12 protein-coding genes are annotated in these 14,102 nt (G+C 57.0%); 9 read left to right on the top strand and 3 right to left on the bottom strand.

The window, feature by feature from the left end; all coding sequences use genetic code 11:
* Nucleotides 1–99: 99 nt before the first annotated feature.
* Together ACFSE1_RS05730 and ACFSE1_RS05725 are read left to right on the top strand one after the other, a co-directional pair.
* On the top strand, nucleotides 100–1,188 hold the full coding sequence (locus ACFSE1_RS05730; RefSeq protein WP_377397692.1) for a glycosyltransferase family 4 protein: 1,089 nt from the start codon (nucleotides 100–102) through the stop codon (nucleotides 1,186–1,188).
* Nucleotides 1,181–1,906, top strand: coding sequence for a polysaccharide deacetylase family protein (locus ACFSE1_RS05725; RefSeq protein ID WP_377397689.1), 726 nt, complete (start codon nucleotides 1,181–1,183; stop codon nucleotides 1,904–1,906). The genes ACFSE1_RS05730 and ACFSE1_RS05725 overlap by 8 nt, the downstream gene beginning before the upstream one ends.
* Nucleotides 1,907–1,909: 3 nt before the next feature.
* On the opposite strand, the gene ACFSE1_RS05720 is transcribed toward ACFSE1_RS05725, so the two are convergent.
* Nucleotides 1,910–2,893 carry a glycosyltransferase family 32 protein gene (locus ACFSE1_RS05720; protein ID WP_377397686.1) on the bottom strand — a complete coding sequence of 328 codons (984 nt, stop codon included), beginning with the start codon at nucleotides 2,891–2,893 and terminating at the stop codon, nucleotides 1,910–1,912.
* 230 nt (nucleotides 2,894–3,123) lie between these two features.
* Here ACFSE1_RS05720 and ACFSE1_RS05715 point away from each other — a divergent pair, with 230 nt between their 5' ends.
* The 7 genes from ACFSE1_RS05715 to ACFSE1_RS05685 all read left to right on the top strand — a co-directional run bounded on the left by ACFSE1_RS05715 (nucleotide 3,124) and on the right by ACFSE1_RS05685 (nucleotide 12,749).
* The gene (locus tag ACFSE1_RS05715) at nucleotides 3,124–5,001 is read left to right on the top strand and encodes an ABC transporter ATP-binding protein (protein ID WP_377397683.1); all 1,878 of its coding nucleotides are present in this window, start codon (nucleotides 3,124–3,126) and stop codon (nucleotides 4,999–5,001) included.
* Complete coding sequence (locus ACFSE1_RS05710; protein WP_377397680.1) at nucleotides 4,998–6,899, top strand: ABC transporter substrate-binding protein; 1,902 nt, start codon at nucleotides 4,998–5,000, stop codon at nucleotides 6,897–6,899. The genes ACFSE1_RS05715 and ACFSE1_RS05710 overlap by 4 nt, the downstream gene beginning before the upstream one ends.
* Nucleotide 6,900: 1 nt before the next feature.
* Complete coding sequence (locus ACFSE1_RS05705) at nucleotides 6,901–7,899, top strand: ABC transporter permease (protein ID WP_377397878.1); 999 nt, start codon at nucleotides 6,901–6,903, stop codon at nucleotides 7,897–7,899.
* Nucleotides 7,896–9,065, top strand: a complete 1,170-nt coding sequence (locus ACFSE1_RS05700) for an ABC transporter permease (RefSeq protein WP_377397677.1) — start codon at nucleotides 7,896–7,898, stop codon at nucleotides 9,063–9,065. Before ACFSE1_RS05705 ends, ACFSE1_RS05700 begins: the two co-directional genes overlap by 4 nt.
* Nucleotides 9,066–9,134: 69 nt before the next feature.
* Nucleotides 9,135–10,343 (top strand): glycosyltransferase family protein, encoded by a 1,209-nt coding sequence (locus ACFSE1_RS05695; protein WP_377397674.1) that lies wholly within the window; start codon nucleotides 9,135–9,137, stop codon nucleotides 10,341–10,343.
* A gap of 6 nt (nucleotides 10,344–10,349) precedes the next feature.
* Nucleotides 10,350–11,588 (top strand): glycosyltransferase family 4 protein, encoded by a 1,239-nt coding sequence (locus ACFSE1_RS05690; protein WP_377397671.1) that lies wholly within the window; start codon nucleotides 10,350–10,352, stop codon nucleotides 11,586–11,588.
* A gap of 12 nt (nucleotides 11,589–11,600) precedes the next feature.
* Entirely contained in the window at nucleotides 11,601–12,749 is a 1,149-nt protein-coding gene (locus ACFSE1_RS05685) for a glycosyltransferase family protein (protein WP_377397668.1), read from the top strand.
* Between the two features lie 276 nt (nucleotides 12,750–13,025).
* Here ACFSE1_RS05685 and ACFSE1_RS05680 read toward each other — a convergent pair whose 3' ends face one another.
* Nucleotides 13,026–13,157, bottom strand: coding sequence for a hypothetical protein (locus tag ACFSE1_RS05680; RefSeq protein WP_377397665.1), 132 nt, complete (start codon nucleotides 13,155–13,157; stop codon nucleotides 13,026–13,028).
* Nucleotides 13,158–13,331: 174 nt separating this feature from the next.
* A complete protein-coding gene (locus ACFSE1_RS05675) occupies nucleotides 13,332–14,093 on the bottom strand; it encodes a FadR/GntR family transcriptional regulator (protein WP_377397662.1) in 762 nt (253 codons plus the stop codon).
* Between the last annotated feature and the right edge of the window lie 9 nt (nucleotides 14,094–14,102).

The following is a 14,102-nucleotide window of genomic DNA, read 5'->3' as shown; positions in this document are numbered from 1 at the left end:
CTGTCAAGAGCGCCGGGAAAGTGCCGCGGCACAGCTTCATCAATAAAAACTGATGTGTGCCCCTTGCGAATCCGTCTCCGGATGCGCCTATCTCTCTGCATGAAGATTGCGTTTTATGCACCGCTGAAATCGCCAGACCATCCGGTTCCCTCGGGGGATCGCCTGATGGCGAGGCAGTTGTGGAAGGCGCTGGAGCGCGGAGGTCACGAGGTGAAGCTCGTCTCGGATCTTCGCAGTTTTTCGGCCACTCCGGATGTACCGGAGGAACTGATCCGGCAGGCACGCGACGAATCCGAGCGGATCGCCACCGATTTCGCGAAAAATGGAAAGCCTGATCTGTGGTTTTGCTATCATCCCTATTACAAATCCCCGGATTTGCTGGGTCCCGCTCTTTGCCAGCAGCACGGCATTGCCTATGTGACCGCAGAAAGCTCTTACTCGCAGCGGCGCAATATTGGTGGCTGGGCGCGCTCACAACAAAAGGTGCTGGAGGGGATTAGGCTTGCGAAGGTCAATATTTGCCTGACGCAAAGAGATCGGCAAGGCTTGCTTCACGCACAGCCTGATGCGCGATGTGCCTATGTGCCTCCTTTCATCGATACGGAACCGTTTTTGACGGTTCAACCGGAACCAGTGCCCGGAAACCTGGTGACTATTGCCATGATGCGGGCAGGCGATAAGCTCTCCAGTTATGAAGCCTTGGCAAAGGCCTTGAAACGCCTCGCCGCAGAAGAGTGGACACTGACTGTCGTTGGTGATGGTCCTGTGGCTGAAGCAGTGCGGGAGCTGTTCGCGCCGCTGGGTGAACGCGTGCGTTTCGATGGCCAATTGCCGCCAGACAAGATCGTCTCGGTGTTGAAGACAGGGGCACTCTATCTTTGGCCCGGTCACGGGGAGGCTTATGGACTAGCCTATCTGGAGGCGCAGGCTGCGGGTTTGGCGGTGGTTGCTGAGGGGGTCGCAGGGGTTCCCGAGGTCGTCCATCATAAGGTGAGCGGACTGCTGACTGCGCCTGGCGACACTGATGCCTATGCAAATGCCATCAGGCAATTGCTGCGCGATGATAAATATCGCAAGCAGCTTTCGGAGAATGCGCGCCACATGGCGCAGGAGCGGCATTCGCTAGACGCTGCATCGCGTGACATCAACAGGATTCTGGCAGAGGCCTTAGAGTGCGGAAATGAATGAGACCGAATGGTTGAGAGAACTGGATGCGCTGGCCAAGGCGGGGAAGAGGCTCGATTTTTGGCTTCGAGATGATGACGCTGTGGCAGTAACACCTGCGCTTGAGCGATTGCTGAGTTTGGTGGATGCGCAGGGTGTGCCTCTTACCCTGGCGGTTATTCCGGAAAAAACCGGCTTTCCGCTTGCCGAGCATTTGCAGGCCTACCCCTCGGTCAGTGTTGCTGTTCATGGCTGGTCGCACGAGAGCTTTTCCAGGCCGCCAGCCAAGAAGCAGGAGCTTGGCGACGAAAGGCCCCTGGCCGTGGTGTTGAACGAGATTCAGGCCGGATTGCAGAAGCTGAAGGCCCTGCATGGTCAGCGCTTCCAGCCGGTTATGGTGCCGCCTTGGAACAGAATTTCGGACCGCATTGCCGACTCACTGCCTGGACTGGGCTACGCTGCGCTTTCGGTCTTCGGGCGTGAGAAAGCAGCAGGTCTTCCTCTGATCAACACGCATGTGGACATAATCGACTGGAAGGGGAGCAGAGGCGGCCGCGATCCGGAAGCGGTTTATGCAGACTTGCTGGCTTATGCCAGACAGCCTGGCCTCGTTCTCGGCATTCTCACCCATCACCTCGTACATGATGATATGGCCTGGAGCGTGCTGGAGCGCATTCTGATGCAAACAAAGGAACATCCAGCCTGCCGATGGCTTTCCTTGGGTGACCTCTTGAATTCCTGAGGGCTACCAGGACTTCCAGCCGATCAGCAGCCCTTTGCCTTGATCTGCAGATTTTTGGCGCGCGCGTTCAACCGCTTCGATCGGGGCGCGACGCGGCAGGGTGTCAGCGACAAATGCCGCATCCGGCACGCTGAACACGGTCTGGCGAAAGAGCAGCGTCATGATCAGTGGCCCGGTTGACCACCAGGCGGGACCATCCGGCAGAAGGCGTGTTGCCTCCGGCAGTATGTCGAGAAGTCGGGCAAAAACCGGGTGGTGAGGCGGGGCTGCGATGAACGAGTTGGTCAGCAAGAGGCCACCCGCACCTGTATCTCGTGGTGTTTCTTCCGCGAGCGCTGAGAGCCCCAGCAGAGGCAGAAGATCGGCGAAGCTCTCATCGTCACGCGCAGGATACCAGTCGCAGTCCAGATAGATGCCGCCCTGCTCGTAAAGAATGAAGTAGCGTGCAACATCCACTGCGCCGGGAAAATCACCCGCCTCCATCATATCCATAAATGCGGGATGGCGCTGCACGCCAAGCGCCTCAAGATCATTCTCCCGCCATAGCTTGTAGTGGAAGCCGTTTTTTGCCGCATGGTCGCGCCAACGGGCTGCAGCCGGGGGAACGTCCAGATTGCCGAGCCAGATCTGATGCAGGACCCGTGGCACCGGCTGTCTGTTGAGGGCATTCATCTCTTTCCGCTCGACCGGCAAAACAGTGCAAAGCGGGAGCAGGAGTTCGGGTGGTGGAACGAGGCTGTACTGAAGCCCCGCCTTTCTCACGGTATCGCCGCGTTTTTTGGCGATTTTCAGCAGGGCTGACTGCACTTTGCGCGGCAGGCCGAGGGTCGTCGGGCTACCCAGCCGCGTGGCCACTGGATCCGGATGCATCGCGGCTATTTCATTCAGCAACCGTTCCGCGTCGTCCAGCTTGCCTGCCTCGATCCATTCTCTGGCTCTCTCCAGCGCTTTGCGTGCGTCCTCGGTGGGCAGTTCATTATGCGTCATCTCGGCACTTTCGATGGCGGTCGGTTTAAATGTCTATCTGACACTATAAAGGTAGATTCTATTGCGGGCGTCATCTTCCCGAAATGTTTGCACTGCACATGCCAAGGATGTGGCTGTCCTTTTTAGGCATTGTAGATAGACAGAGGCAATATGCTGCGTTACGGTCGACGAAAAGAGTGGGAACCTGCCTTATTGCTGCCTGCAATTGAGGTGTCCAGGAACAATATTGAATGACAGAGCAGTCGGATTTGCTCCGGGTTGAGGGGCTTTCCGTAACCTTTCCCCTTTGGGGTGGCAGTATCCATGCGGTCAAAGACATCAGCATGCGTATACGCCCCGGAAAGGTCACGGCACTGGTTGGCGAATCGGGCTCGGGTAAATCCGTGCTGGGTCGCGCCATCATGGGTATCGAAACCCCTGCTGCGCAGACCCGTGGACGGGTTATTTTTAACGATCCCGAGACGGGCGAGACGATTGATCTGCTGACGCTTCCGCATGACGGACGCAAGATGCGCGCCATTCGCGGCAATCGCATTGGCATGATCTTTCAGGAACCGATGACCTCTTTCTCACCGGTTCATACAATCGGCGACCAGATCGAGGAAGTTCTCAAGACGCATACCGTGCTTCCGTCAAAGGAAAGGCGGGAACAATGCGAGGAAATGCTGTCTCTGGTCGGGTTTGCCGATCCGGCGCGTGCCTTCGAAATGTATCCGTTTGAGTTGTCCGGTGGCATGCGGCAGCGCGCGATGATCGCAATGGCGCTGGTTTGCCGTCCGTCACTTCTGATTGCCGATGAACCTACGACAGCGCTGGATGTGACCATTCAGGCGCAGATTCTCAAATTGCTGCGCGATCTTCAGTCGCGTCTGGGCATGGCAATCCTCTTGATTACCCATGATCTGGGTGTCGTTGCCTCCATGGCCGATGAGGTGGTGGTGGTCTACCGAGGCGAGGTTATGGAGAGCGGCACGGTGGATGCCATTTTCCGCAATGCCGGACATGCCTACACCAAGGGGCTGATGGCCGCCGTGCCGGATTTCGACATGCCGCGTGAGGCGAGACTGAAGCCCTTGCGTGAGATCGAGGTGCATGCGGCAGGTCTGGTGGATCGCTCGGAGCGTGGTCGGGCCTCGTCGGATGTGGTCCTGAGCGTTCGCAATGTCTCGAAGTCTTTTGCCACGAAGAGAGGCGCCGGTTTTGGTGCTGTCCCGAAAACACTCGCCGTCAACGATGTGAGCTTCGATATCAAGCGCGGAGAAACACTCGGTCTTGTGGGCGAAAGTGGTTGCGGCAAGACGACGCTCAGCAAGATCCTCATGCGCGGTATTTCTGCCGATCAGGGCCAGATAACGTTCCAGTCCGAGGACGGACCAATCAACGTCATGGATGCAAAGGGCCAGGAGCTGAACATTCTGCGCCAACGGATCCAGATGGTGTTTCAGGATCCGATTTCCTCTCTTTCTCCCCGCATGACGGTGCGCAACATTGTGGGTGAGCCGCTGCAGATCCACAAGCGCGGCGATAGCCGCACGCGACTTGAGGCGGTGCGGCGTCTGATCAAGGCGATCGGCTTGCCCGATAGTACCATGAGCCGCTATCCGCACAGTTTCTCTGGTGGTCAGAGGCAGCGAATCGGCATTGCGCGCGCTTTGGCGCTCGGACCCGACCTTTTGATCTGCGACGAGCCTGTGTCCGCACTCGATGTTTCCATTCAGGCGCAGATCCTGAACCTGATGAAGGATCTCAAGCGGGATCTTGGCCTCACCTATCTGTTCATCTCCCACAATCTGGCCGTGGTAAACTACATGGCAGATCGCGTTGCGGTGATGTATGCGGGCCGTATCGTCGAGATCGCGCCTTGCGATGTCATCATGCGCAATCCGGTTCATCCCTATACCAAGAAGCTTCTGGCCGCCGTGCCGACGCCGAATCTGGACAAGCCACTGGATTTCACAGCGGTAGGCCAGCCGAGCGCCGAGGCGCGAAAGCTCTGGGCGCGGCAATTTCTGGAGGAGACGCCGGGAGATCTGGCCCATGCCGATCTGGGGCAGGGGCATCTGGTTCTGGCTCGCCGCAACGTGGATGTGCGGGAGTTGCAGCCATGATCAAGCGTCGCCATGTCCTTGGCCTGCTGGCGGGCTCACTTATCCCCGTGCGAAGCTTCGCGGCCTATCGGGATTCGGAGTACCTCAAGACTTTGAATGCAGCCGAATCACTTGCCCCGATCTCCGAGAGGCTTCCCAAATCTCCCCGGGTGATCAAGCTTTCACAGAGCGGGAAATTGCCCGGGCGGCATGGCGGGACGATCCGGATGTTGATCGGCGGACAGCGCGATATCCGCTATATGCCCATCAACAGCTATGCGCGGCTGGTCGGTTATAATGAACATCTGCAACTGGAGCCGGATATTCTCGAAAGTTTCGAGATCAGCGAGGACCGGATCTTCACGTTCCGGCTGCGTGATGGGCATCGCTGGTCTGACGGAAGCGAGTTTACCGCCGAGGACTTCCAGTATGTGTGGGATGACATGTTCCACAACAAGAAGCTGTTCAAAGGTGGTGTTCCGGCAAGCCTGAAGGTGAATGACAAGCCGCCGCGCTTTGAGGTGCTGGACCGCCTGACGGTACGTTACAGCTGGGATGATCCGAACCCGGATTTCTTGGCAGATATTGCATCGCCCTCGCCGCTGCGGCTGATGCATCCCGCTGCCTATCTCAAGCAGTTTCATGTAAAGTATCAGGACAAGAGTAAGCTCGCCAGCCTCATCAAGGAACAGGGGGTTGAGGACTGGGTGGCGTTGCATCAGAAGATGTCGCGCACGGTGCGACCGGAAAATCCCGATCTGCCAACCCTTGATGCCTGGAGGCCCCGCACACCGCCGCCAGCAGGTCGGTTCGTGTTCGAGCGCAATCCCTATTATCATCGCGTCGATGAGAACGGCCTGCAATTGCCATATGTGGACCGGGTGTTGATGGATGTCAGTTCCTCGGATCTGATCGCTGCCAAAACCGGCACAGGCGAAAGTGACCTGCAGGTCACCAATTTGGACTTTGCCGATTACACCTTTCTCAAAAATGCCGAGCAGCGCTATCCGCTCACCGTCGATCTCTGGAAGCGAATCCAGGGAACGCGTGTCGCTCTCATGCCTAACCTCAATTGCAAGGATGAGGTCTGGCGCAAGTTGTGGTGGGATGTTCGGGTACGCCGTGCGCTCTCGCTTGCCATAAACCGTCGTGAAATCAACAAGGCGGCTTTCTTTGGATTGGCCAGGGAAAGTTCCAACACGATCTTGCCGGAAAGCCCTCTTTTCAGGGCGGAATATCGGGAAGCCTGGTCTGCTTACGATCCCGCTTTGGCTAACAGGCTGCTTGATGAGGCAGGTCTGGACCGCCGCGGCAGCGGCGGCGAGCGGCTTTTGCCGGATGGCCGTTCCGCGCGGATCATTATCGAAACCGCTGGTGAGAATACCGTTGAAAGCGATGTGCTGGAACTCATTCGGGACCATTGGTACGAGGTCGGCATCAAGATCTTCGTGCGTGTCTCACAGCGTGAGCTGCTGCGTCGCCGCGTCAAAGGTGGTGAGACGATCATGACCGTGGCGCAAGGATTGGATAATGGCGTTCCCACTGCGGATATGTCGCCGAAGGAATTGGCTCCTACATCCGACGATCAGATGCAATGGCCCTTGTGGGGTCTCTACCACCAGTCCGCCAATAATGATGGCCGGGCACCGGACATGCCGGAAGCCGTGGCGCTTTACAAATTGTTTTCCGACTGGCGGGCAGCCGGGGATTTCGCCAGCCGCGAACGGATCTGGCACGCAATGCTGAACCTCTATACCGACCAGGTCTTCACCATCGGAACCGTGAACGCCACGCTTCAGCCGGTGGTTCATTCCAGCCGGCTGCGCAATGTGCCCAAGGATGGCCTCTACGGTTTCGCTCCCATGTCCTATCTCGGCGTCTATATGCCGGATACCTTCTGGTATGACGACCATGCGTGAAATGCTTCGCTACATCGCTTGGCGCTTTATGGTGATGATCCCCACACTGATCCTCATCTCCATGCTGATTTTCACGATCATCCAGCTTCCTCCTGGCGATTTCTTCGAAAGCTATGTGGAAGAACTGAAGGCGATTGGCGAAAAGGCCGATATGCAGGAGATCGAGGATCTGCGCGCCCGCTATGGTTTCGACAAGCCCATGCCGATCCGTTACCTGAACTGGGTGGGTGGCATGCTGACCGGGGATTTCGGCTATTCCTTTGAATATCGTATGCCGGTTTCGGATGTTGTCGGTGATCGCCTGTGGCTGACCATCATGGTATCCACCGTTACGATTATTCTGACTTGGTTGATCGCCTTTCCCATCGGCATTTACTCAGCCACGCATCAATATAGCTGGAGCGATTACGGCCTGACATTGCTGGGGCTGATCGGACTTGCAGTGCCAAATTTCGTGCTTGCTCTGGTCCTGATGTACCTTGCGAACATCTGGTTCGGAACCTCCATCGGGCATCTGATGGATCAGAAATATCTTTCAGCGCCGATGAGCTGGGACAAGTTCAAGTCTATTCTCGAGCATTTGTGGATTCCGGTTATCATCATCGGCACGGCTGGGACAGCCTCCATGGTGCGGCGAGTCCGCGCCAATCTTCTGGATGAACTGCATAAGCAATACGTGATGACCGCACGTGCCAAAGGGTTGCACCCTTTCAAGGTGTTGATGAAATATCCCTTCCGCATGTCGCTGAATTTCTTCATCTCCGATATCGGCTCAATCTTGCCCGCGGTCATTTCCGGAGCAGAGATCACCGCCGTTGTCCTGTCGCTGGAAACGACCGGCCCAATGCTGATCCGCGCGCTTCAGAGCCAGGACATGTATCTCGCTGGCTCTTTCCTTATGTTTCTGGCGTTTCTCACGGTTGTCGGCGTTCTGGTCTCGGATATTGCGCTTGCCATCCTTGATCCACGTATCCGGCTGCGCGGAGGGAGCACGAAATGAGCGCGAACCTTCCGACCAAGGACCAGGCCCTGCCGCATTACGTCAAGGAGGGGCCTTTTGATCCTTATGCTGACGATCAGGGCACTGCCTCATCGCTTGATGAGGCGTCTCAGCTGAAATTGATGTGGTGGCGTTTCAAGCGGCATCGATTGGCGCTGTTCTCCGGCATTGCGCTGTTGATCGCCTATTTTATGATTGTGATTGTCGAGTTCCTTGCACCTTATAAGGTTCATACCCGCAACATCGACCATATTTTTGCGCCGCCGCAGTCTGTGCATCTGTTTCACGAGGGGCAGTTTATCGGGCCCTTCGTCTATGGCCAGCAGATGACACTGGACATGACAACTTTGCGGCGCGTCTACACGGACGACAAGACGAACATCCAGCCCTTACGCTTTTTCTGCCATGGCGAACCCTACCGGTTCTGGGGCTTGGTAGAGGCGGATCTGCATCTCGTATGCCCGGCGGAAGGGGGGCAGTTCTTCCTTCTTGGAACCGACCGGCTTGGCCGCGATATCTTTTCGCGCATTCTCTACGGTGCTCGCATTTCGCTGACGATCGGTCTTTTCGGGGTCATCACCAGCTTCGTGCTCGGCATTGTGATTGGCGGTCTCGCGGGTTATTGGGGCGGCTGGTTCGATCTCGTCGTTCAGCGCGTGATCGAAGTGCTGCACTCCATCCCGACTATCCCGCTCTGGCTCGCGCTTGCGGCCATCATGCCGGCGGATTGGAGCCCGCTTCTCGTTTATCTGGGCATCACGTTCATTCTGGGCCTTCTGGACTGGACGGGGCTGGCAAGAGCCGTGCGTTCCAAATTGCTGGCGCTGCGTGAAGAAGATTACGTGCTTGCGGCCCAATTGATGGGGGCCAGCAGCACGCGCATTATCGGCCGTCATCTCGTGCCGGGCTTTATGTCGCACTTGATTGCCAGTGCGACGCTCACAATTCCCGGCATGATCCTGGGGGAGACCACACTGAGCTTTCTAGGGCTTGGTCTGCGCCCTCCGATTACCAGCTGGGGTGTCTTGCTCACGGAAGCGAGATCGGTCAGTGTCCTCGCGCTCTATCCATGGCTTTTATTACCTGTCATTCCGGTAATTTTTGTCATCCTCGCCTTCAATTTTCTCGGTGACGGGCTTAGAGATGCTGCCGACCCCTATAAGTAAATGCTCACGGATAGCGCAGGGGAGGCGTTTTCCGGCCAAAGGAACATTCAAGGAGAAGACCTGAAGCCCATGCCGAGACGCCTTGGAAACGCTCGTATTCTTATGTACAGCCACGATACTTTCGGGCTGGGTCATCTGCGCCGTTGTCGAACGATTGCCCACTCGCTGGTGGAAGATTATCGCGGCCTCAACGTGCTCATCATCTCAGGTGCCACAATTGCGGGTGCCTTCGATTATCGTGCGCGCGTCGATTTCGTGAAGATCCCCAGCGTGATCAAATTGCGCAATGGCGAATATACTTCGATGGATCGCCATATCGATCTTCAGGAAACGATGAAGATGCGCCAGTCGATCATTCGCCACACCGCTGAAACGTTTGAACCGGATATCTTCATCATCGACAAGGAGCCATTGGGCTTGCGTGGCGAGGTTGAAGACACGCTCGTTTACCTGAAGACCAAGGGAACGACACTGATTCTGGGCCTTCGGGATGTGATGGACGCTCCGCACCTGCTTGAAGCAGAATGGAAGCGCAACGACGTGCTGCGCAAGATCGGGCAACTATACGATGATGTCTGGGTCTATGGGCCACCGGATTTTTACGACCCGCTGACCGGCATTGATGTGCCGCAGTCGGTTCGCTCCAAAATGAATTTCGTCGGTTTCCTTCAACGCAAGGCCTCGCTGGAAGCAACCGCGCCGCATCCGGAGCGTGATGATTATCTGCTTGTGACCACTGGTGGCGGTGGTGATGGCGCAGATCTCGTGCGGGACGTGATTGCTGCCTATAAGGCGGATCCGACGCTTACCATCAAGGCGAATATTGTGCTTGGTCCCTACATGTCTGCCGAGCAGCGCAACGGGTTTCGCCAGGCTTGCGAAGGTCATCCCTTGCTGGAAATCATCGAGTTCGACAACCGGATGGAAGATCGGATTGCGGGCGCCAAGGCAGTCGTCGCAATGGGCGGCTACAACACCTATTGCGAAATTCTGTCGTTCGACAAGCCAGCTCTGATCGTTCCGCGAACGCAGCCGCGCGAGGAGCAGTTGATCCGTGCAACGCGAGCGCAGGAACTGGGGCTGGTCAGCATGCTTTCGGCGGAGGATTCAGCTGACAGCACGCGGTTTGCTGCAGCGATCAAGGACCTCCTTGAGCGGGATCCGCCTTCAGTCAGTGCGCCGGGCTTGCAGCTCGAAGGCTTGCCCACTATCTCCCGCATCGTTGCCGACTGCTTCAAGCGCAAGGGCGAACATCACCTATCCATCGTCCAAGGCTGAGTTTTCGTGGTCCACAAGAAGAAGATCCTTGTCCTGTTGAAGGGCTATCCCCGGCTTTCGGAAACCTTCATTGCGCAGGAGTTGCTGGGGCTGGAGCGGGCGGGCTATCACCTGGAACTGGTGGCAATGCGCCGCCCAACAGACAAAAAGCGGCATCCGGTTCATGATGAGATCAAGGCCAAGGTCTGGTACCTGCCTGAATATCTGCATGATGAGCCGTTGCGCGTTGGCAAGGCGTTCCTCTCCTGCATCAGAAAGCCAGGCTTCTTCCGGGCTCTCTCTGCTTTCCTGAAGGATCTGAAGCGCGATTTTTCGCCCAACCGCTTCCGCAGGTTTGGGCAGGCCGCGGTTCTTGTGGCGGAGTGGCCGCAGGATGCGGAATGGTTACATGTCCATTTCATCCATACGCCTGCGTCTGTCGCACGCTATGCCAGCATGATCGGGGCAACTCCCTGGACCGTTTCGGCTCATGCCAAGGACATATGGACGTCAGAGTCGTGGGAATTGGAGGAAAAGCTCCAGCATGCAGAATGGGCCGTGACATGCACGCGCGTGGGCTTTGAGCGGCTGACCGAACTTTCGCGCGGCCGAAACAATGTACATCTCAGCTATCATGGCCTCGATCTCGACCGCTTTCCGCATTTCGAGGCTGTGCGGTCTTTACGTGATGGCTCGGACGCCGCTGATCCGGTCCGGCTGCTCAGCGTTGGACGGGCAGTAAAGAAAAAGGGCTATGATGTGCTCTTGCAGGCACTTGCAAGGCTTCCGGCCGATCTCTCCTGGCATTTCACGCATATTGGCGGGGGAGATGAATTGCAGCGGCTGATAGCTTTGGCCGCCGAACTTGGGTTGGAGGGCCGCATTACCTGGAAAGGCGCGCTCGACCAACGCGAGGTTCTGGAGCATTACCGTAGCAGCGATGTGTTTGCGCTTGCGTGCCGTGTCACGGCGGATGGTGATCGCGATGGGCTGCCGAATGTCATGGTGGAGGCGGCAAGCCAGTGTCTGCCGGTGGTTTCGACACGCGTTTCCGGTATTGTTGAGCTGTTTGAGAGCGAGACGAACAGCCTGCTCGTTTCATCGGAAGACGCGATGCAGCTTGCGCATGCGCTTGAGCGAATGTTTCGGGAACCCGCCTTGCGCCAGAAGCTAGCATTGGCGGCCGAAACAAAGGTGCGCAGCGATTTCGACCATCACAACAGCATTCGCGATCTGGATCGCCTCTTCACGCTCAGCAAGGCGTAAGGCAGAAGTGTGATGGCAAGCGGGAACGGCAAACGCATTTTCTTCTATGTGCAGCACCTTTTGGGCATCGGCCATCTGGTAAGGGCAAGCCGGATCGCGCAGGCGATGGCATCTGCTGGTCTGGATGTGACGATGGTGACGGGCGGAAGCCGGATCGAGGGAATGCCGGGTGAGGGAATACGTCATGTGCAGCTGCCGGAAGTTTACGCATCGAACAGCGGATTTAGCGGCCTTGTCGATGCTGGCGGCGCAGTTGTCGATGAGGCGTTCCAGGCAAAGCGCGTCGAATTGTTGCTGGGTGCTTTCCGGGAAGCCCAGCCCCATGCCGTAATCATTGAAGCTTTTCCTTTTGGCCGGCGTCAGATGCGTTTTGAACTGCTGCCCCTCCTGGAAGCCGTCAGATCTGCAACACCAAAGCCGCTTCTCTTTTCGTCCGTGCGGGACATCTTGCAGGAAAATCGAAAACCCGGTCGTGACGAAGAGACTGCTTTGCTGGTGGAGGAGCATTTTGACGGTGTGCTGGTCCACGGGGATGAGAACTTCGTTCGGCTTGAGCAGACTTTCCCCTTAACCCATCGCATTGCGCATAAGGTGCTTTACACCGGCTTGGTGCTGCCTGACCCTGCAGCACCTTCCGAGGACCAGTACGACGTCGTGGTCTCAGCCGGCGGTGGTGCTGTGGGAGCAGGCCTTATTCAAGCAGCCCTTGAAGCAAGGGAACGGCTTGGGGATCAGCGTAGTTGGTGTGTGATCACCGGGCCGAACCTTCCAGCTGCAGAATTTGAGCGATTGACGCAACGCGTACCGCCGGAGGTTACGTTAGCGCGCTTTCGCACAGATTTTCCGGGTCTTCTGATGAACGCAAAGCTTTCCATTTCCCAGGCCGGATACAATACCGTGGGCGACTTGCTGCGTGCACGCTGCGCCAGTGTGCTTATCCCCTTCGCCTCCGGTGGAGAGACGGAACAAACAGTACGGGCGCAGAAGCTTGCTGATCTCGGTTTCGCGGTATCGCTACCAGAATCTGAACTGAATGCGCTTTCGCTCTGCCAGGCAATTGAGCAGGCTGAGCGTCAAAGACGAAAGCCAGATTTCACCATCTCAGTTGATGGTGCGTCTCGCACAGCCAACATTATTCAAGATCGGCTCTCATTGGTTTGATGTGTATGCGTTACAATCGCATCCTTGGCGGTGTGGTTCCTACGATCTGGCTGTTCAGTCGGAGCTTTGGCATACAGCCCGTTATGACAGACGCGCAGGGTTAGTGGCGACATCCACACGATCTGGATAGCACCGTCCTGAACGGCTGTGTTCCGGTCAGGATAAGCCGAATACCTCTAGGCAACGCCAAGCAAGTGCAGGTCAGGGGGGTGTCCGGACCGCGTTTACGCAGTGAGATAGAGCATTTCAGGTGATCCGGTTTTGATCGGAAATTCTCTAGCGCTTTTGCTTGTCGCTTTGTTGCCGGTCGTGCGGATTTTTCTCGTCCTGGCGGGCCAGTTCGCGGTCAATTGTTGCACGGTCTCCTTCGGCGGGAGCCTGTTCGGGTTTCTTGACATCGTCTGCCATACTCGCCTCCTTGGTTCACCAGTACAACAGTCTGGCAGGCGCTAGGTTCCCGTGGGGGGGACGGGCAGAGACCAGAGCATTTCCGGTGAAAACGGGGTCACCTGAAATCCTCTATATCTCTGCTTTTACGCAGTCCGGACGCAAAACCGCTAACGCACTTTTGCTGGACGTGCTTTAGATGGCGGGGCGTGCCAATTGTTGTGGGTCCGGTGCGAGGCAGCGTGCGATACGGGTTCTGCCTACGTCGATGACATGGCGCATGGCAGCGATGGCGCGTTCAGGATCACGCGAGGCGATGGCATGAACAATCTTGAGGTGATTATCCGCCACTTCATGGATGGTGGAAGCGGAGGAAGCGGGCGAGGAGAGCCGGAAGGAGATGGCAAGTGCCGCCTCGATCAGCGCACTGGCAGAGCGCATGAAAGGATTGCCTGACATGCGCGCTATGGCCAGATGAAATTCGAGGTCCACCTTGGCAATGGTTTCTGGCGTATGGGAAACATCATCGAACTGAGCGGCAATAGCATAGAGCGCGACGATATCGTCGCTCGTTGCGCGTAAGGCTGCGGCGGCTGCAGCGGCAGGCTCCAGAGCCAGGCGCATTTCTGCCAGATATTCAATGAAGACCAGGTCAATTCCAGCATCGCAACGCCAGCCCAGCACGTCCGGATCAAAGAAGTTCCATTTGTCGCTGGGCAGCACACGGGTTCCAACCTTTGCCTTTGGCTCAATAAGCCTCTTGGCTGCCAGTGTCTTCATTGCTTCACGCAATACCGTGCGTGATACATTGAATCGTTGAGACAACTCGGCATCGCCGGGAAGGATTGACCCCTCCCGTATCGCGCCAGAAACGATTGCACTACCGAGTTCCGTTACGACATGCGCGTGGCTGCTGCCGCGTTTCTTACCCGTGATGGTCGTTTCGAGAAGGCTCACTCAAATCCC

It is taken from the genome of Affinirhizobium helianthi (assembly GCF_042680945.1).
Classification (GTDB): Bacteria; Pseudomonadota; Alphaproteobacteria; order Rhizobiales; family Rhizobiaceae; genus Neorhizobium; species Neorhizobium helianthi.
The sequence above is the reverse complement of the archived record's forward strand: the minus strand, read 5'-3'. Positions and strand labels throughout refer to the sequence as shown.